Below are 17,256 nucleotides of genomic sequence, written 5' to 3'. Positions count from 1 at the left end.
ACCGGAACCAGCAAGACCTTGAGCTTCCGGGATCTGGCGCTAGACTTCCGCCATCCGGAATCCGAAGGAGACCTCGTGGCGGAAACCACCGGCACCCCGCGCTCGGGCAGCGTGCAGTCGATCGAGCGCGCTTTCGGCCTGCTCGAACTGATGGCCGACGCCGGCGGCATGCTCGGCCTGTCCCAGCTCGCCACCGCGTCCGGCCTCCCCCTGCCGACGATCCACCGCCTGGTCCGCACGCTGGTCGATCTCGGCTACGTCCGCCAGGAGCCCTCCCGCCAGTACGTGCTCGGCCCGAAGCTGATCCGCCTCGGCGAGACCTCCTCGCACATGCTCAGCGTCTGGGCCCGCCCACACCTGGCCCGCCTGGTCGACGAGCTCGGCGAGTCCGCGAACCTGGCGATGCTCGACGGCGACCAGATCGTCTACCTCGCGCAGGTCCAGTCGCGACACTCGATGCGCATGTTCACCGAGGTCGGCCGCCGGGTCCTCCCGCACTGCACCGCCGTCGGCAAGGCGATCATGTCCCAGCTGCGCGAGGCCGAGGTCCGCGACCTGCTGCAGCGCACCGGCATGCCGAAGCACACCGAGACCACGATCACCGACGTCGAGGAGTTCGCGGCCCAGCTCCGCAAGGCACAGCAGGACGGGTACGCCGTCGACGAGGGCGAGCAGGAGCTCGGGGTCCGCTGCATCGCCGTACCGGTGCCCGACGTCCCGTCGCGGCTCGCGTTCTCGATCTCGGGCCCGGCCGGCCGGATGACCGAGCCCCTGGTGGACCGGGCGATCCCCCTGCTCACGCAGGCCGCCCAGTCCTTCTCCGACGACCTGCGCTAAGCCGCCCGAAGGATCACTAGACGTCGATGCGCGAGCCCATGATGACCACGCGGTCGCGGGGCAGACCGAAGTACTCGGCGGCGTCCGCGCTGATGTGCGAGGTCGCCACGAACAGCCGGCTGCGCCAGCGCGCCATGTCCGGGTGCTCACCGAGCCGCAGCTCGATCGTCGACAGGAAGTACGACGTGTCGCTCAGATCGATCGAGGCCACCTCGGAGCTCTGCTCCGCGGCCAGCCGCAGTACGGCGGCCACGTCCGGGGTCTGGACGTAGCCGAACCGGGCCGTCACGTGCACGATCCGGTCGTCGTCGAACCCGAGGTCGTCGATCGTGATCCGCTCGGTGTCCGGGACCGACGGCACCGGCTCGGTCTCGATCGACAGGATCACGACGTTCTCGTGCAGGATGTGGTTGTGCTCGACGTTCGCGCGCATCGCCAGCGGCACGGTGTCCTTGCCCCGGTTCAGGAAGACCGCCGTCCCGGGCACCCGGCGCAGCGGCGGCCGCGCGTCGTGCAGCTCGTTGACGAACGTCGTCAGTGAGCCTTCCTGACGCTCGCGCCGCGCGGTGACCAGAGCGCGCCCGCGCTGCCAGGTGGTGAGCACGGTGAAGACCGTGATCCCGATCAGCAGCGGCAGCCAGGCGCCGTGCACGAGCTTGGTCAGGTTCGCCGCGAGGAACAGCAGCTCGATCGACAGGAACACCGCTCCTCCGCCGATCACCACCCACATCGGCTTGCCCCACTGCTTGCGGACGATGTAGAAGAACAGCACGGTGTTGATCGTGACCGTGGCGGTGACCGCCATCCCGAAGGCGAAGGCGAGCGCGGCCGAGGTCTGGAACGCGAAGACCAGCGTGAGCACCGAGATCATCAGCGCCCAGTTGATCCACGGCACGTAGATCTGGCCGATCGTCTCGTCCGACGTGTGCAGGATCCGCAGCCGCGGCAGGTACCCGAGCTGCACCGCCTGGCGGGCGACCGAGAACGCGCCGGTGATGACGGCCTGGGACGCGATCACCGTCGCGGCGGTGGCGAGCAGGACCAGCGGGATCCTCCCCCACTCGGGCACGAGCAGGAAGAACGGGCTGCTGATCGACGACTGGTCCTTGAGCACCAGCGCGCCCTGCCCGAGGTAGCTCAGGACGCACGCCGGGAACACGAGGATCAGCCAGGCCCGGGTGATCGGCGCGCGGCCGAAGTGCCCGAGGTCGGCGTACAGGGCCTCGGCGCCGGTGATCGCGAGCACGACCGCGGCCAGCGCGAAGAAGGCGTGCCCGAAGTCGTTGGTCAGGAAGCCCAGCGCGTACGTCGGCGACAGGGCCTTCAGGATCTCCGGGTGGCGGGTGATGCCACCGATCCCGGCCGCGCCGATGGTGACGAACCAGATCACCATCACGACGCCGAACGACCGCCCGATCCGGCCGGTGCCGAGCCGCTGCAGCGTGAACAGGACGACGATGATCGTCGCGGTGATCGGTACGACGTACGAGTCCAGCCCGGGCTCGACGACCTTGAGACCCTCGACCGCGGACAACACCGAGATGGCCGGCGTGATCATCGAGTCGCCGAAGAACAGCGACGCGCCGAAGATGCCGAGCCCGGCCAGGATCACCTTGGTCCGGCGGCTGCCGTTGGTGCCGTGGCTACGGATCAGTGTGATCAGCGCGAGGATGCCGCCCTCGCCGTGGTTGTCCGCGCGCAGCACCAGCAGCACGTACTTGATCGTCACGATGATCGTGACCGCCCAGAAGATGAGCGACACGATCCCGAACACGCTGTCGGCCGAGACCGGCACCGGGTGCGGGTCGCCGGGGTTGAACACGGTCTGGATCGTGTAGATCGGGCTCGTGCCGATGTCCCCGAAGACCACGCCGAGGGCACCGATCGTCAGCAGCGTCCGGGACTGCACGCGGCCGTCCACGTGGTCGGTGCTCATCGCGTCAGCCTGTTCACGCGCGCATTGAACCAAATCAGCCTGGCTGGCAGACCGATCACACTCGCGTCGTGCTGTGAGAGTTCTGTGAGAAAGTGGAGACGCAGTGGTTCGGCCCGGTCGCCAGTCGGGTCGTCGTAAGAGGGAACCCGGTGGAAATCCGGGACTGCCCCGCAGCGGTGAGTGGGAACGACCGCCGTCATCAGCACTGGACCGGAGGACCGGTCTGGGAAGCGACGGCCAGTAGGTGTCTGGAGCCAGACGCGCCCGCGAGTCCGAAGACCTGCCTCTGCCCGCCGTGCGTCGTCGTACGGCGGTGACCGCGTGACCTCGTGGGAAGGTCGGCCGTGCGCGACCCGTCGCGCCTGCCGTCGTTCTCCTGAGGTCCGGGGTCTTCGAGACTGCCTCGCCAAGGAGAGACACTTGAACACCCAGTCAGCAGCACGGTCCACCGTGTACGGCTACCCGCGTCAGGGCCAGAGCCGTGAACTGAAGAAGGCCGTCGAGGGCTACTGGAAGGGCACCGTCAGCGCGGACGCCCTCCGGCAGACCGCGGCCGGCCTGCGCAAGGCCAACTGGCAGCAGCTCGCTGCCGACGGCATCGACGAGGTCCCGACCGGCGACTTCTCGTACTACGACCACGTGCTCGACACGTCGGTCCTGCTCGGCGCGATCCCCGAGCGGCACCGGGCCGCTGTGGCCGCGGACCCGCTGGACGGGTACTTCGCGATGGCCCGCGGCACCCAGGAGGTCGCGCCGCTGGAGATGACCAAGTGGTTCGACACCAACTACCACTACCTGGTCCCCGAGCTCGGCCCCGACAGCACCTTCACCGCCGACACCAGCAAGCAGGTCGCCGAGCTTCGCGAAGCGCTCGACCTCGGGCTGACCGCGCGCCCGGTCGTCGTCGGCCCGATCGCCTACCTACTGCTGGCCAAGCCGGCGCCGGGCGTCGACGAGCACTTCGAGCCGCTGTCGCTGCTCGACAAGATCCTCCCCGTGTACGCCGAAGTGCTCGCGGACCTGCGCGCCGCCGGCGCCGGCTGGGTGCAGCTGGACGAGCCGGCGCTGGTCCAGGACCGCTCGGCCGATGAGCTCGACCTGACGGCCCGCGCGTACGCCGTACTGGGTGGTCTGACCGATCGCCCGCGGCTGCTCGTCGCGTCGTACTTCGACCGGCTCGGCAAGGCGCTGCCGGTGCTGGCCAAGTCGCCGGTCGAGGGTCTGGCGATCGACTTCACCGGTCCCGCGGAGGGCAACCTCGACGACCTGGTCGCGGCCTCCGAGGTGCGCTCGAAACGGCTCGTCGCGGGCGTGGTCAACGGCCGCAACATCTGGATCAACGATCTCACCAAGTCGCTCGCCACGCTGACCCGGCTGCGCTCGCTGGCCGGTCAGGTCGACGTCAGTGCGTCGTGCTCCCTGCTGCACGTCCCGTACGACGTCACGGCCGAGGACGGCGTCGACCCGGAGGTCGCGCGCTGGCTGGCGTTCGCCCGGCAGAAGTCCGCCGAGATCGCGACGCTGACGCTCGGCTTCACCGAAGGCGCCGAGGCGATCGCCGACCAGCTGAACGCGAACCGGGCCGCGCTGGACTCCCGGAGCGCTTCGGCACTGACGAACAACCCCGACGTCCGGGCGCGGGTCGCAGCGGTCACCGACGCGGACAGTCGCCGCTCCACGCCGTACGCCGAACGCAGCGCCGCCCAGCAGGCACGGCTCGGCCTGCCGTTGCTCCCGACAACGACTGTCGGGTCGTTCCCGCAGACCACCGAGCTGCGGACGGCGCGCGCCGACCTGCGCGCCGGACGGATCGACGCGACGCAGTACGACCAGCGGATCGAGGCCGAGATCCAGGAGGTGCTCGCGTTCCAGGAGAAGGCCGGGCTGGACGTGCTCGTGCACGGTGAGCCCGAGCGCAACGACATGGTCCAGTACTTCGCCGAGCAGCTCGACGGGTACTTGGCGACGCAGCACGGCTGGGTCCAGTCGTACGGCACCCGGTACGTCCGGCCGCCGGTCCTGGTCGGCGACATCTCGCGGCCGGAGCCGATGACGGTCCGCTGGTGGGCGTACGCACAGCTGCAGACCGAGCGTCCGGTCAAGGGCATGCTGACCGGTCCGGTCACGATGCTCGCGTGGTCGTTCGTCCGCGACGACCAGCCGCGCAGCGACACCGCACGCCAGGTCGCGCTGGCGTTGCGGGACGAGGTCAACGATCTCGAGGCGGCCGGTGCCGCGGTGATCCAGGTCGACGAGCCGGCGCTGCGCGAGACCCTGCCGCTGCGGCAGGCCGACCGTGCGGCGTACCTGAGTTGGGGCACCGAGGTGTTCCGGCTGACGACCAGCGGCGTCCGGGCGGACACGCAGATCCACACGCACATGTGTTACGTGGAGTTCGGCGACATCCTGAACGCGCTGGACGAGATGGAGGCCGACGTCGCGAGCCTCGAAGCGGCCCGCTCGCACATGCAGGTCGCCCACGAGCTCGGCAACGCCGGCTACCCGCGCGGCGTCGGTCCCGGCGTCTACGACATCCACTCCCCGCGCGTCCCCGGCACGCCCGAGGTCGTCTCACTGCTGCAGAAGGGTCTGGCCGCGATCCCGGCCGAGCGCCTGTGGGTCAATCCCGACTGCGGCCTGAAGACCCGCGGCTGGCCCGAGGTCCGCGACTCCCTCGACCACCTGGTCGGCGCGGCCCGCGCCGTCCGCGAACAGCTCGGCTGACCTCAGTAGCAGGTAGTACAGGATATGCTCTCCTGTACTACCTGTTACCGACGAAGGGAAGCGATCCGTGACCGACCCGGTGAGGCTGGAAGAGCAGTACGGCGCACACAACTACCACCCACTGCCGGTCACCATCGCTCACGCCGAGGGGGCCTGGGTCACCGACACCGGCGGCCGGCGCTATCTCGACTGCCTCGCCGGGTACTCCGCGCTCAACTTCGGGCACCGGCACCCGGCGCTGATCGCGGCCGCGACCGAGCAGCTCGGCCGGGTGACGCTGACCAGCCGGGCCTTCCACCACGACCAGCTCGGCCCGTTCTGCGCGGAACTGGCCGGGCTGGCCGGCAAGGACGCCGTCCTGCCGATGAACTCCGGCGCCGAGGCCGTCGAGACCGCGCTGAAGCTGGCCCGCCGCTGGGGCTACCTGGTCAAGGGCGTGCCGGACGGCGAGGCCACGATCACCGTTGCTGACGGCAACTTCCATGGCCGGACCATCAGCATCATCAGCTTCTCCGGCGACGCCGACGCGCACGACAACTACGGCCCCTACACGCCGGGCTTCCGGTCCGTCCCGTACGGCGACGCGGCCGCGCTGGAGGCCGCGATCGACGACACCACGGTCGCCGTCCTGCTCGAACCCGTCCAGGGTGAAGCCGGCGTCATCGTCCCGCCGGACGGTTACCTGGCCGCCGTCCGCGCGGCCTGTACGGCGAACAACGTGCTGATGGTCGCCGACGAGATCCAGTCGGGCCTCGGCCGGGCCGGGGCGACCTTCGCCTCCGAGCGGGCGGGCGTCGTACCGGACGTGTACATCCTCGGCAAGGCGCTCGGCGGCGGCATCGTCGCGCTGTCGGCCGTCGTCACCGACCGGGCGATCATGGACGTCATCACGCCCGGCACCCACGGCAGCACCTTCGGCGGCAACCCGCTCGCCGCCGCCGTCGGGCGCGCGGTGGTCAAGCTGCTCGAACCGGGCGATCTCCAGCAGCACGTGCTCGACCTCGAGCCGGCCCTCCGCGAACGGTTGGAGCCTTTGCGCGCGCAGGGCCTGGTCGGCCTCCGCGTCCACGGACTGTGGGCCGGCCTCGACCTCGATCCGGCGCTCGGGACCGGCCGCGCGCTGTGCGAGAGGCTCGCCGAGCGGGGCGTACTGGCAAAGGACACCCACGGCTCGACGATCCGCCTGTCGCCGCCGCTGACCATCACCACCACGACCCTCGACTGGCTGACCGAGCGCCTGACGCTCGCCCTGAAGTCACTGGCCACCTGAGCGGAGCCGCCGCCGGCGGCTCCGCTGCCAGACACGCCCTAACTCGCCATGATCTGCGCTGCCCGCTCCCAGACTCGGTGGAGGCCGACCGTGTCGAGGAGCTCGCTGGTGAAGGGCTTGGCGACGCTCTCCCCCAGTACGACGCCAGGTGCGGTGGTGTCGATCCCGGCGGCGGCGAGGACCTGGTCGCCGTCGCCCCAGGCGGCGATCACCTTGCAGTGGCGGAAGAGCTCGCCCAGCAGGATCGACAGCTTGATGTCGGTGAAGTCGGGGATGCCTCCGGCGACCACCACCGCGTCGTACTCGATCGATCGGGTGGTGAGCAGGGTCCGCTCGACGATCTGCTCCGAGCGCGCCCGCTTCACGACCCCGCCCAGCGGCGCGATCAGCCGCAGTACGGCGCCGCGAGCCTCCACGGCGCGCCGCAGCTTCGTGATCCCGGCCAGGTCAGCACCCGGAGCCGCAAAGACCCCGATGACCCGCCCGGTGATCGGCCCCGGACCCGGCGGGATCTGCGACAGCGCCGGCGACGGGACGACCTCGGCCGGCGCTCCAGCAGGCGCGGGAAGCCCGAGCCCTTCGGCCACCGCCGCGCACAGGTCCGCGTCGACGTTCGCCAGCACGCCGAGCATCCGCTCGCGAATCGGTTGCTCGTAGCACTTGCCGAGCTCGAACGTGAACGCCTCGACGATGTGGACCTTCTCCACCTCGCTCATGCTCGCCCAGAACAGCGTCGCCTGCGAGAAGTGGTCCGCGAACGACACCGGGTTCTCCCGGACCGCCCGTCCCTCGATCTCGCGCGGCACCTGCACGTACCCGCCCTCGTCCTCCCGCGCGGGCTGCGGCGCGGCGTCGATGCTGTTCGGCAGGTACGGCGAAACACCTTGGTGCACGGCGGTCTGGTGCATGCCGTCGCGCAGGTTGTCGTTGACCGCGGCGTGCGGGCAGTTGATCGGCAGCTGGGTGAAGTTGGGTCCGCCGAGCCGCGTCAGCTGGGTGTCCAGGTACGAGAACAAGCGGGCCTGCATCAACGGATCGTTGGTCACCTCGATCCCCGGCACCAGGTTTCCGGTGTGGAACGCGACCTGCTCGGTCTCGGCGAAGTAGTTGGTCGGGTTGCGGTCCAGCGTCAGCTTGCCGACCAGTTGCACCTCGGCCAGCTCCTCCGGCACGAGCTTCGTCGGGTCGAGCAGGTCGATCCCCTCGAAGGTCTCGTCCGCGGAGTCCGGGAACAGCTGCAGCCCCAGCTCGAACTCGAGCGGCGCGCCGTTCTCGATCCCGTCGGCCATGTCCCGGCGGTGGAAGTCCGGATCGGTCCCGGCCGCGAGCTGCGCCTCCTCCCAGACCAGTGAGTGCACGCCGGCCACCGGCTTCCAGTGGAACTTGGCCAGCGCCGTCGCGCCGTCGCCGTTCACCAGCCGGAAGGTGTGGACGCCGAAGCCCTCCATCGTCCGGTACGAGCGCGGGATGCCGCGGTCCGACATCGCCCACATCACATGGTGGGTCGCCTCGGTGTGCAGCGACACGAAGTCCCAGAACGTGTCGTGCGCGGACTGCGCCTGCGGGATCTCCCGGTCCGGGTGCGGCTTGCCGGCGTGGATGATGTCGGGGAACTTGATCCCGTCCTGGATGAAGAACACCGGCATGTTGTTGCCGACGAGGTCGAAGTTGCCCTCCTCGGTGTAGAACTTCACCGCGAAACCACGCACGTCGCGCACGGTGTCGGCCGAGCCGCGCGACCCGAGCACGGTCGAGAACCGCGCGAACACCGGCGTCTCCCGGTCTTTCCGCAGGAACCCGGCCTTGCTCGCCGCCGTCGCGTTCCCGTACGCCGTGAAGGTGCCGTGCGCGGCCGCCCCGCGCGCGTGCACGACGCGCTCCGGGATCCGCTCGTGGTCGAAGTGCGTGATCTTCTCGCGCAGGTGGAAGTCCTCGAGCAGCGTCGGCCCGCGCGATCCTGCCTTCAGCGAGTGGTCCGTGTCCGGCAGCCGCACCCCCTGCGCGGTCGTCAGGTAGTCACCCGCCTGCGCCCGTGCGGTCTGTACGGCGTCGGCGCTCGCCGCCCTTGTCCCAGCACCTGTTGCTTCGTTGCCCCGGGCCGTCCGCCTGCTCCCTGCCTTGGCCGCCGCCTTCCGTCCGGTGGGACCGGCTGCCGTCGGTGCTGCTTGGTCGGCCTTGCGTTTCGGGGGCACGGGTGTCTCCTCAGGTGGCTGGTTATGACACATCCCGGTACCCGGGCGCAATCAGGTCGGCCAGCAGATCAGCGAGCCCACCCCGCGCCCGGCCCACCACCCGCGCACTCGTGCGTACGGTCAGGTCCAGCGGCTGCACCCCACGGAACCCAGCCTCCAGCAACCGGAACCACAGGTCCCGGTCCTCCCCGGTCGCGATCGGCCGGTAACCACCGACCGCGAGGAACGCACTCCCCCGGACGCCGAAGTTCGCACCGTGCACGTGATCGTGGCTCAACGGCCGGATCCCGTCCGCCACCACGCGCGCGTAACGAGCCCGCAGTACGTCGGTCAGATGCGTCGCCGGCTGAAGGTCGACCAGCCCGGTCACCGCGTCGGCGCCGGCGTCCGCGTGCGCCAGTTGCCGTCGTACCCAATCGGGCGCGACCTGGGTGTCCGCGTCCGTGCCCAGCAACCAGATCTCCTCCGGATCATGACCAGCCAGCAGGTCGAGCACGGTCCGCGCGCCCAGGTCCCGCAACTCGCCGAGCGTTGCGGCCTCGCGAACCTCGACGACTGTTGCCCCAGGCATCGTCTCCCGGACGATCCGGACGGTCCCGTCCGTGCACCGGTCGGCGACCACGCAAACCACCGCTTCGCGATCGGTGCCCACAGCAGCTTTCAGCGCGCGCAGGCAGTCCCCGATCACCAGTTCCTCGTCGTGCGCGGGGACGACGACGCCGATCGCCGCGATCATCGGCGGCGCAGCACGTGCAGGACGAAGTCGTCCTCCACGTGCTCGACCAGAACCTCCAGCTCGTCGCGCGCCAGCACGATCCGGTGCGCGGCATCCCCGTCCCGCGGTGCCTCGGGCGCCCACGGCCGCCAGTGCACGGCGATCAGGTCACCGCCGGGCTCGAGAGCCGCCAGTACGACGTCCAGCGTCGCTGTCAGTGCGGCGTCGTCCAGGTAGTAGAGGATTTCGCTCAGCACCACCAGATCGACTGAGCCAAGCGGCGGCCCGAGCGGCAGCGCAGCGACGACTACCTCCGCGGCCGGCGCCGCCTGGCGAGCCCGCTCCACCGCCTCCGGCACCGGGTCGAACGCCAGCACCTGATCCGCCCGATCCACCAGTTCCCGCGTCAGCTCGCCGACCCCACAGGCCGGTTCCAGCACCCGCCGGTACCGCTCCAACGGCAACGCGGCGAGCAGCACCGCCCGCTTCCGTCGTTCGTACCAGCTGTCCGCCGTGTGCCACGGATCGTCCGCCGCCCGGTAGAGCTCGGCGAACCGCTCGACCGGCGCCGACTCCGTCCGCGGCTCCCGGAACAACACCTCGAAGTCCCGGTCGAAGTGCGTCAGCATCAGCGGATCCACGATCGGGTCCTCCCCGTTCGGGCCCGGCACGAGCTGGGAGACGAACGCCGCCAGGGCCTTCTCCTTGCCCACCCGCAGCCGCTCCGGCAACGGCATCCGGACAGCACGCGCCCACGGCGGCCGTTCGTCGTACGGCGTCATCCAGTGCCACATCCAGACCGGGTACGACCAGCGGTGCGCCTCGACCGGCGCCGCCGCCAGCCCGGCCCGGCCGACGGCCGCGTGATCCGGATGGGGGTCACCGGTCCACGGCAGCAGCACGCAGTCGGCGCCGCGCAGCAGCTCGACCAGCAGCTCCCGCAACTCGTCCTCACACTCGGCCAGGCCGGAATCAGGCAAGCCGAGATAGCTCACCTCGACCTTCCCCGAACCAAGGACGTCCATCGCCGTCGCCAGCTCGTCGCGCCGGCGCGCGGCCAGGTCGGCCCGGTCCGCAGCACCGAGCGCCGGAAAGGCCGCCTCGCCATCACTCGCCACCACCACGGTCACGTCCGCACCCGCGGCATGCAGCGCCTGCACCGTTCCGCCCACGCCGAGCGTCTCGTCGTCCGGATGAGCAGCCAGTACGACGACCCGCCGCGGCGCCGTCGCGTCGAACACCGGAAGCTCCCGGGCCGCGAAGAACTCGACCCACTGGTCCTCGCCGGTCAGCGCCCGCGTCACGCCGTCGCCTCCAGGAACCGTAGGCCCAGTGCGGCGTAGTCGCGCTCCGCGTGGTGCTGGCGAACGTACACCTGCAGGTCGGCGAACAACTGGGCGAACCCACGGTCCCGCGACAGCGGCGTCGGCCCCACGATCCGCGGCACCCGGTCGGCCACCGCGCGGGCCGTCTGCTCAGCGCTTGCCCGAAGCAACCAGACCTCCGTCATCACGTCCGCCTTCGGATCCGCGTCGATCGCCGCCGCGGTCTGGCGCAACAGGCCCTCGGTCGCCGCCAGGGACGTCCGGAGCTCTCCGAGGTGCGCCAGCTGATGGTCGTCCACACCTTTACCGGCGCGCAGGTAGTCGGTCGTCCGATCCACCAGACCGAGCGAACCGCCGTACCAGACCGCGGCCACCCCTCCGCCACCCCACCAGAACCCAGGACGACTCGTGTAGAAGCCGGGCCCACCGATCCGGGGGCCGACGGCAACATTCTCGAAGATCACGTCCGGGCTGTCGGACGCATCCATCCCCACCGCCTGCCAGGTGTCGGCCACCCGAACGATGCCCGCCTGATCCAGCGGTACGTCGTACATGCTGCTCTCGCCCTCGACGGACAACGCGACCACCAACGCGCGGTCCAGCGAATGAGCGCCCGAGCAGAACCGCACCGTCCCCGACAGCCGTCCGTCCCTGAGCACCGCGCCGGTCCCTCCCGACCGTGCCGCCCACACGCCGTACAGCGCCTGCGGCTCCGGTGCGACCCCGGCCTGCCGCAGGATCGAGGTCGCGTCGGTGTGGCCCTCGGCCAGTCTCGCCAGCGCGAGATCGGTCCGGCCCAGCTCGGTCAGCGCGCGCCACCGGTCCGCCGTACGGCCTGCTCCTGGATCGGGCAGCTCCAGGTCCCCACTGTCCGCGAGCTCCCGAAGCCTCTCCGCCACCGATCGCGCCGTCCGCCGCACCCCGTCCACCAAGTCGTTGCCCATTCCGCACCGGTACCCGAGCGCGAACCACCCGCTTCACCTGAGCGTCAGGCCGCGCCCCAGACCAGGCAGAACTCGTGGCCGGCGGGATCGCGCAGGCAGGCCCACTCGTCGCCGTCGTAGATGTCGAGCGCCCTGGTGGCGCCGAGGGACAGGGCGCGGTCGATCGCGGCGTCGCGGCGAGCAGCCGGGACACGCAGGTCGAGGTGGACCGGGTTCTTGCGGTCGTACGGCGGGTCCGCGACCAGACAGAAGTCCAGGCGGACCGTTGCCCCGTGCAACTCCACGACCTCGTCACCGCTCGCCCGCAGCTCACCCCCGAGGAACCGCTGCCAGAACCGCCCGACCGCCCAGGGATCGGCACAGTCGACAGCGACCGCCGCCAGCTCAGGTATGTCGTCCATGACACCAACCCTCGCACCTGAGGGGTCCTGCTGGTACCTGGCACGCCAGGCACTCCCACGAACTGTCCGAAGTGCTGTTCGATGGACGACCAAGCCGTTCACGGAAGGAACACCATGTCGACCTGGTTCATCACAGGCTGCTCGACCGGCCTCGGGCGCGCGTTCGCCGAGGCGCTGCTCACCCGCGGCGACAACGTCGTCGTCACCGCGCGCGACGTCGCGAAGGTCCAGGACCTCGCGGACGCCTACCCGGACACCGCGCTCGCACTCCCTCTCGACGTCACCAGCGACGCCCAGGTGACCGATGCGGTGGCCGCGGCCGAGAAGCGGTTCGGTGAGATCAACGTCCTGGTCAACAACGCCGGCTACGGCTACCGCGCCGCCGTCGAGGAGGGCGACGACGAGGACGTCCGGCAACTCTTCGACACCCACGTCTTCGGTACGGTTCGGACCATCAAGGCCGTTCTGCCGAGCATGCGCGCCCGGCGGTCCGGCACGATCGTCAACCTCTCCTCGATCGGCGCGCGGATCTGCCCCGAGGGCTCGGGCTACTACGCCGCCGTCAAGTCCGCGGTCGAGTCGCTGACCCTCTCGCTGCGCAAGGAGGTCGCGCCGCTCGGCATCACCGCGCTCGTCGTCGAGCCCGGCGGCTTCCGCACCGACTTCGCCGGCCGCTCGCTGCTGCAGGCCGCCGAACCGATCGCCGACTACGCCGGTACGGCGGGCAAGCGCCGCAAGGAGAACGACACGGTCCACGGTACCCAGCCCGGCGACCCGGCCAAGGCCGCCGCCGCGCTGATCGAGGCCGTGGAGTCCGACTCCCCGCCGTACATGCTGCTCCTCGGGAACGACGCGTCGACGGCTTTCCGCACCGCGCTCGACGCCCTCCGCACCGAGGTCGACCAGTGGGAACTGGTCAGCCGCGCCACCGACTTCGACAAGTAGGCGGAACTCCCCAGCCTGGCTAGCGACAGGTCGGCATGATCGTCTTCGCGGTGTCGCGGTCGGCGGCGGTGATGGGCAGCGTGTACTTGCGGGCGACCTGCAGGTAGCGCAGGACGTAGACGCAGCGGTAGGCGCGGTTGAGCGGCATCCACTCCCCCGGTCCGGAGTCGTTCTTGGACGCGTTGGCCGGGCCGTCCACGGCGAGCAGGTTGGCGGCCTGATCGTTGGCGAAGTCGACCCGGCGCTGCGTTGTCCAACGCGCCGCTCCCATGTCCCACGCCCTGGCCAGCGGGTAGAGGTGATCGATCTGCACCTTGGTCGCCGCCGCCTTCCGGAACTCGACCCGGCGCCCGGTGTACGGCTCGGTGGTCAACGTGCCCTCGACCACGACGCAGCTCTTCGCCGTGCGATTGTGCACGGCGGTCAACTGCGCGGCCAGTACGTCGTTCCGGGTGTCGCACCCGTTGTGCCCACCGGGCCCACTGTGATTGTCGGTCCAGCTCTGCCCGAACTTGTCCCGCTTGTACCCGCCGGCCTTCGGTCTCGTCACCACGACCCGAGCCCCGCGCAGCTCCGCATCGATCGCCTTGGCGGTCGCTCCCTGCGGCTTGGCCACCGAAGGTGGAGGCGAACTGGGCCGCGCGGTGGGCGTCGGCCCAGCGCCGGCGACCGTGCACCCGGAAACGAACAGGACAGCAACAAGCAGCAGGCGGATCACCGACGGAAAGTTACCCGCGAAACGCCCTCATCCTCCGCCGCACGCGCCGTACTACGGCCACCGAACCACCGTCTTGGCCTCGAGGTCCACCACCACCGCGTCCGGGAACCGCAGGTCGTCCCAGAACGCCCCCGGATCCGTCAGCCCAACAGTTGCCGTCAGCCACAAAGTCGTCGCCATCCCGTGCGACGCGATGACCACCGGACCACCCGTGGCGTACTCGGCAACGCCGGCCCCGAACCGCCGGACAACCTCCTCCCGCGGTTCCCAATCGGCGAGGTCCGTCCCCTCGACGTACAGCCGCCGTCGGGTCCGGAAATCGCCGTCGTACGCCTCGACCCGCGCGATCTCGTCGAAGCGCGCGTCGGTGACGACCGGGCCGAGCGGCTCGATCGTCGCGATCGCCTTCGGCTCGGTGCTCGCCACCAGCCGAGCCCCCGCCGGGAGCCGCGCGCACAACTCCCGCGCCGCCTCCCGCCCCTCCGGACCGAGCACCCAATCACGCGCGGGCGTCTCCGGCCCATGGACAGGCATGGCGTGGCGGACGAGGACGAGCATCCGGACAAGCTACTACCCGGCCCAGCGGCCGGTGAAGAAGGTGAGGGCGACGACGGTCGACAGCGGGACGACGACGCACAGCTACGTGGTCCTGACCCAGAGGCGGCGCAGGCTCCAGACGCCCAGACCGACCCACAGCGGCCACCACAAGAGTGTTGCCTGGGCAGCGCAAGCACGACCAGACCGACGACCGGCAGGCCGGGCACGGCCGGCCACGGCAGAGCGGACCACTTCCGATGCACGGTGACGGCGAACTGCACCACGATCGCCGCCGGGTCATGGGTGCCGGCGTCGCCGGGGAACAGCCGGCGCGCGCAGTACGCCGTCAACCAGACCGCGACGCGGGTCAGCGCGTACAGGTACAGGACCCGCCGGTCCACCGGGGAAAGCCAACGCGCGTACGACGGCGGCGAGGCGGGGCGTTCCGCCGTACTGGTGTGCGTCATCACCCCGTACTTGCCCGAAGCCCCCAATCCCCCTTCTCGGCGATCACCCGCCGGGGTCGAGCGGGTGGTTGTAGGCCACCTTCTTCTCCCCACCAGTCTGGAGCAGAACCCAGTTGTCAGGTGAGGTGGAAGTCCAGGAGGACTGCGCTCAGGTCTCGGAGGGTGGCTAGTACGCCGTACAGCTGGGTCTGGTCGGCGACCGTGGCGGTGATGGTGGTGGTGCCGTCGGGGTTGTGAGTGAGGGTGCCCAGCCGGGCCGACCAGTGGTGATGGCGCGCGAAGCCGACGTCCGCGGCACTGCCCTGTGGATCCTGACGCCTGCCGAGAAGCTCATCGACCGCCCAGCGCTGGGTAAGCGCATTCTCGACTGCACCTGAACAACTTTCGATGGTCCGCCGAGATCTGACGCCCTTACAGTGATCGGTATGGCTGTCAGTACGCAGGGCTGGGTGCCGGTGGAGCATCGGTGGTTCGGGCTGGATCGGCGTACGGCGAAGCCGGGGCTGATCGCCCTGGTGATCGCCCTGGTGCTGATCTACGGCTTCCCCTTGCTCAACTCGGCGATCCCGTGGCACAACGAGATCAAGGCCGGCCAGGTCCTCGAGCTGGGCGACGGCGCGACGGCCGTGCCGCCGGTCGGATGGCAGCTGGAGAGCGGGACGCTGGCCGGCGGTAACGCGACCAGCCTGTCGATCACACTCGCCAGCGGCGGCGCCACGATCGAACTGTCCGGCTCCTCGTACGACGGCACCGCCGACGCCTTCCTCGACCAGGTCGAGCGGGCCGACGGCAACGGCGCGGGTGTGAACGCCGAGCGCGGCACGCTGACCACCAGCGCCGGCCTGGTCGGTGTGGTCGACAGCAGCACGTCACCCAGCGGCGGGGACGACCTCAACGCCGCGTTCAAGATGGCCATCGGCAGCGCCGAGGTGGTCGAGGCCGCGCCGGCGTTGCTCGTCCGGATCCGCACATCCTCCGGCCAGTTCGAGCACTACCAGGACGAGGTCGCGGCCCTGCTGCGCAGCATCACCCCGGGAGCGGCCCGATGAGCGACGTGACAGTGACCGGCAACGCCCGGGCCGAGCAGCTCGCGGCGATCGAGGAGTCGGGCTGGGGGCAGCCGTTCCGTTTCCTCCAGCCGCACAACGTGTCCTTCTGGGTCTACCTGCTCGGCGTCGGCGGCGGCCTGCTGACGATGCTGAAGTACTTCGGTTCCGGCGGCTCCTTCTACACGCCGGCGCTGGCCGGCGGCGTCCTGCTGTTCGGGCTGTACCTGATCCCGTGGCTGCTGCTGCTCCGCCACCACAACCGCTTCACCGCGCAGCCCGCGAAACTGCTCGCGACCGGCTTCGTCTGGGGCGGCGTCGCCGCGACGTTCTGGATCGCGCTCCCGGCCAACGGCGCGCTCCTGGAGATCTGGGCCAAGGCCGGCGGTACGTCGTTCGCCGCCGACTGGGCCGCCGGGCTCACCGCCCCGATCAACGAGGAGTGGGGCAAGGCGCTCGGTCTCGTCCTGCTGATCGGTCTCGCGCCGCGCCTGGTCCGCAGCGCGTACGACGGGTTCATCATCGGCGCGTTCATCGGCCTGGGCTTCCAGGTGTTCGAGGACGTCCTGTACGTCTACAACGGCGCGACCCAGCAGTACGGCGTCGACCAGTTCGTCACGTCGCTGCAGGTGTTCGTGACCCGCGGCGCCGCCGGCATCGTGTCGCACGCCTTGTTCAGCGCGATCTTCTGCGCCGGCCTGATGTGGGTCCTCGGCCGCACCCCGGGCGAACGCAACGTGCTCCGGGGTGTCCTGACGATGCTCGCCGCGATGGTCTTCCACTTCGCGTGGGACGACATGGGCGGTCTCGGCGGCGGCACCGCGGCGGTCGCCGTCCTGCCGTTCGTGATCGCGGTCATCGAGCTGATCACGCTCTTCTACGTCCTGCGGCACGCGGCCCGCCGGGAACGCGCCTGGACCCGCGCGCTGCTGACTCCCGAGCTGGCGACCGGCGCCATCGACCCGCCGCTGCTCGACGCGGTCAGCGGTCTGCACAAGGACCGCAAGGCCTACCGCAAGCACCTGCACAGCCGCAGAACCGCCCGCCACCTGCAGGAAGCTGCCTCGGACCTGTCCCGCGAGCTGGCCTACTCGGGCGGCAACGAGTCCGCCGCCGTGACGCACGCGCGCAACGAATTGCTCCGCCTCCGCAACAAATAGCTGACTCAGCACCCATCCACCCCGGCGAGGCCTCCGAAG

At 70.4% G+C, this 17,256-nt stretch carries 15 protein-coding genes and 1 riboswitch; of the genes, 7 read left to right on the top strand and 8 right to left on the bottom strand.

Annotation, left to right across the window (positions count from 1 at the left end):
• Positions 1-75: 75 nt before the first annotated feature.
• A complete protein-coding gene (locus ACLQ2O_RS12480) occupies positions 76-837 on the top strand; it encodes an IclR family transcriptional regulator (protein ID WP_425830546.1) in 762 nt (253 codons plus the stop codon).
• A gap of 16 nt (positions 838-853) precedes the next feature.
• Here ACLQ2O_RS12480 and ACLQ2O_RS12475 read toward each other — a convergent pair whose 3' ends face one another.
• Positions 854-2,773, bottom strand: a complete 1,920-nt coding sequence (locus ACLQ2O_RS12475; protein ID WP_425830544.1) for a potassium transporter Kup — start codon at positions 2,771-2,773, stop codon at positions 854-856.
• Positions 2,774-2,860: 87 nt separating this feature from the next.
• Positions 2,861-3,075, top strand: a riboswitch (cobalamin riboswitch).
• 118 nt (positions 3,076-3,193) lie between these two features.
• On the opposite strand from ACLQ2O_RS12475, the gene metE reads away from it, so the two are divergent.
• Together metE and rocD are read left to right on the top strand one after the other, a co-directional pair.
• Complete coding sequence (gene metE / locus ACLQ2O_RS12470; RefSeq protein ID WP_425830542.1) at positions 3,194-5,497, top strand: 5-methyltetrahydropteroyltriglutamate--homocysteine S-methyltransferase; 2,304 nt, start codon at positions 3,194-3,196, stop codon at positions 5,495-5,497.
• 67 nt (positions 5,498-5,564) lie between these two features.
• The gene (gene rocD, locus ACLQ2O_RS12465; RefSeq protein ID WP_425830540.1) at positions 5,565-6,767 is read left to right on the top strand and encodes an ornithine--oxo-acid transaminase; all 1,203 of its coding nucleotides are present in this window, start codon (positions 5,565-5,567) and stop codon (positions 6,765-6,767) included.
• A gap of 38 nt (positions 6,768-6,805) precedes the next feature.
• Here rocD and ACLQ2O_RS12460 read toward each other — a convergent pair whose 3' ends face one another.
• Genes ACLQ2O_RS12460 through ACLQ2O_RS12440 form a run of 5 tightly spaced genes read right to left on the bottom strand, consistent with a single transcriptional unit; the run spans position 6,806 to position 12,344 of the window.
• The gene (locus tag ACLQ2O_RS12460; RefSeq protein ID WP_425830538.1) at positions 6,806-8,959 is read right to left on the bottom strand and encodes a catalase; all 2,154 of its coding nucleotides are present in this window, start codon (positions 8,957-8,959) and stop codon (positions 6,806-6,808) included.
• A 22-nt stretch (positions 8,960-8,981) separates the two neighbouring features.
• Entirely contained in the window at positions 8,982-9,695 is a 714-nt protein-coding gene (locus tag ACLQ2O_RS12455) for a glycosyltransferase (protein ID WP_425830536.1), read from the bottom strand.
• Positions 9,692-10,978, bottom strand: a complete 1,287-nt coding sequence (locus tag ACLQ2O_RS12450; protein WP_425830534.1) for a PIG-L family deacetylase — start codon at positions 10,976-10,978, stop codon at positions 9,692-9,694. The genes ACLQ2O_RS12455 and ACLQ2O_RS12450 overlap by 4 nt, the downstream gene beginning before the upstream one ends.
• Positions 10,975-11,943 (bottom strand): acyl-CoA dehydrogenase family protein, encoded by a 969-nt coding sequence (locus ACLQ2O_RS12445; RefSeq protein WP_425830532.1) that lies wholly within the window; start codon positions 11,941-11,943, stop codon positions 10,975-10,977. The genes ACLQ2O_RS12450 and ACLQ2O_RS12445 overlap by 4 nt, the downstream gene beginning before the upstream one ends.
• A 44-nt stretch (positions 11,944-11,987) precedes the next feature.
• Positions 11,988-12,344 carry a VOC family protein gene (locus ACLQ2O_RS12440; protein WP_425830530.1) on the bottom strand — a complete coding sequence of 119 codons (357 nt, stop codon included), beginning with the start codon at positions 12,342-12,344 and terminating at the stop codon, positions 11,988-11,990.
• A 114-nt stretch (positions 12,345-12,458) separates the two neighbouring features.
• Between ACLQ2O_RS12440 and ACLQ2O_RS12435 the strand changes: the two genes are divergently transcribed.
• Positions 12,459-13,289 (top strand): oxidoreductase, encoded by an 831-nt coding sequence (locus tag ACLQ2O_RS12435; RefSeq protein ID WP_425830528.1) that lies wholly within the window; start codon positions 12,459-12,461, stop codon positions 13,287-13,289.
• Between the two features lie 19 nt (positions 13,290-13,308).
• On the opposite strand, the gene ACLQ2O_RS12430 is transcribed toward ACLQ2O_RS12435, so the two are convergent.
• Together ACLQ2O_RS12430 and ACLQ2O_RS12425 are read right to left on the bottom strand one after the other, a co-directional pair.
• Positions 13,309-14,007, bottom strand: a complete 699-nt coding sequence (locus tag ACLQ2O_RS12430; RefSeq protein ID WP_425830526.1) for an HNH endonuclease family protein — start codon at positions 14,005-14,007, stop codon at positions 13,309-13,311.
• A gap of 51 nt (positions 14,008-14,058) precedes the next feature.
• Positions 14,059-14,565 (bottom strand): histidine phosphatase family protein, encoded by a 507-nt coding sequence (locus ACLQ2O_RS12425; RefSeq protein WP_425830524.1) that lies wholly within the window; start codon positions 14,563-14,565, stop codon positions 14,059-14,061.
• A 679-nt stretch (positions 14,566-15,244) separates the two neighbouring features.
• Between ACLQ2O_RS12425 and ACLQ2O_RS12420 the strand changes: the two genes are divergently transcribed.
• The 3 genes from ACLQ2O_RS12420 to ACLQ2O_RS12410 are packed head-to-tail and all read left to right on the top strand — an operon-like array spanning position 15,245 to position 17,217.
• On the top strand, positions 15,245-15,388 hold the full coding sequence (locus ACLQ2O_RS12420; protein ID WP_425830522.1) for a hypothetical protein: 144 nt from the start codon (positions 15,245-15,247) through the stop codon (positions 15,386-15,388).
• 48 nt (positions 15,389-15,436) lie between these two features.
• Positions 15,437-16,060 carry a hypothetical protein gene (locus tag ACLQ2O_RS12415; protein ID WP_425830520.1) on the top strand — a complete coding sequence of 208 codons (624 nt, stop codon included), beginning with the start codon at positions 15,437-15,439 and terminating at the stop codon, positions 16,058-16,060.
• Positions 16,057-17,217 carry a PrsW family intramembrane metalloprotease gene (locus ACLQ2O_RS12410; RefSeq protein WP_425830518.1) on the top strand — a complete coding sequence of 387 codons (1,161 nt, stop codon included), beginning with the start codon at positions 16,057-16,059 and terminating at the stop codon, positions 17,215-17,217. Before ACLQ2O_RS12415 ends, ACLQ2O_RS12410 begins: the two co-directional genes overlap by 4 nt.
• Positions 17,218-17,256 lie beyond the last annotated feature (39 nt).

Origin of the sequence: Kribbella sp. DT2, assembly GCF_049844575.1 — a bacterium.
In the GTDB taxonomy this organism is placed as follows: Bacteria; Actinomycetota; Actinomycetes; order Propionibacteriales; family Kribbellaceae; genus Kribbella.
Note: the sequence above shows the minus strand (reverse complement) of the source record. Positions and strands in the feature narration are given on the sequence as shown.

Excerpts from the sequence above, each read along its gene's own strand:
- ACLQ2O_RS12475 (WP_425830544.1), bottom strand. The coding sequence starts at position 2,773 with ATGAGCACCGACCACGTGGACGGCCGCGTGCAGTCCCGGACGCTGCTG.
- ACLQ2O_RS12455 (WP_425830536.1), bottom strand. The coding sequence starts at position 9,695 with ATGATCGCGGCGATCGGCGTCGTCGTCCCCGCGCACGACGAGGAACTG.
- ACLQ2O_RS12445 (WP_425830532.1), bottom strand. The coding sequence starts at position 11,943 with ATGGGCAACGACTTGGTGGACGGGGTGCGGCGGACGGCGCGATCGGTG.
- ACLQ2O_RS12440 (WP_425830530.1), bottom strand. The coding sequence starts at position 12,344 with ATGGACGACATACCTGAGCTGGCGGCGGTCGCTGTCGACTGTGCCGAT.
- ACLQ2O_RS12435 (WP_425830528.1), top strand. The coding sequence starts at position 12,459 with ATGTCGACCTGGTTCATCACAGGCTGCTCGACCGGCCTCGGGCGCGCG.
- ACLQ2O_RS12425 (WP_425830524.1), bottom strand. The coding sequence starts at position 14,565 with ATGCTCGTCCTCGTCCGCCACGCCATGCCTGTCCATGGGCCGGAGACG.
- ACLQ2O_RS12415 (WP_425830520.1), top strand. The coding sequence starts at position 15,437 with ATGGCTGTCAGTACGCAGGGCTGGGTGCCGGTGGAGCATCGGTGGTTC.
- ACLQ2O_RS12410 (WP_425830518.1), top strand. The coding sequence starts at position 16,057 with ATGAGCGACGTGACAGTGACCGGCAACGCCCGGGCCGAGCAGCTCGCG.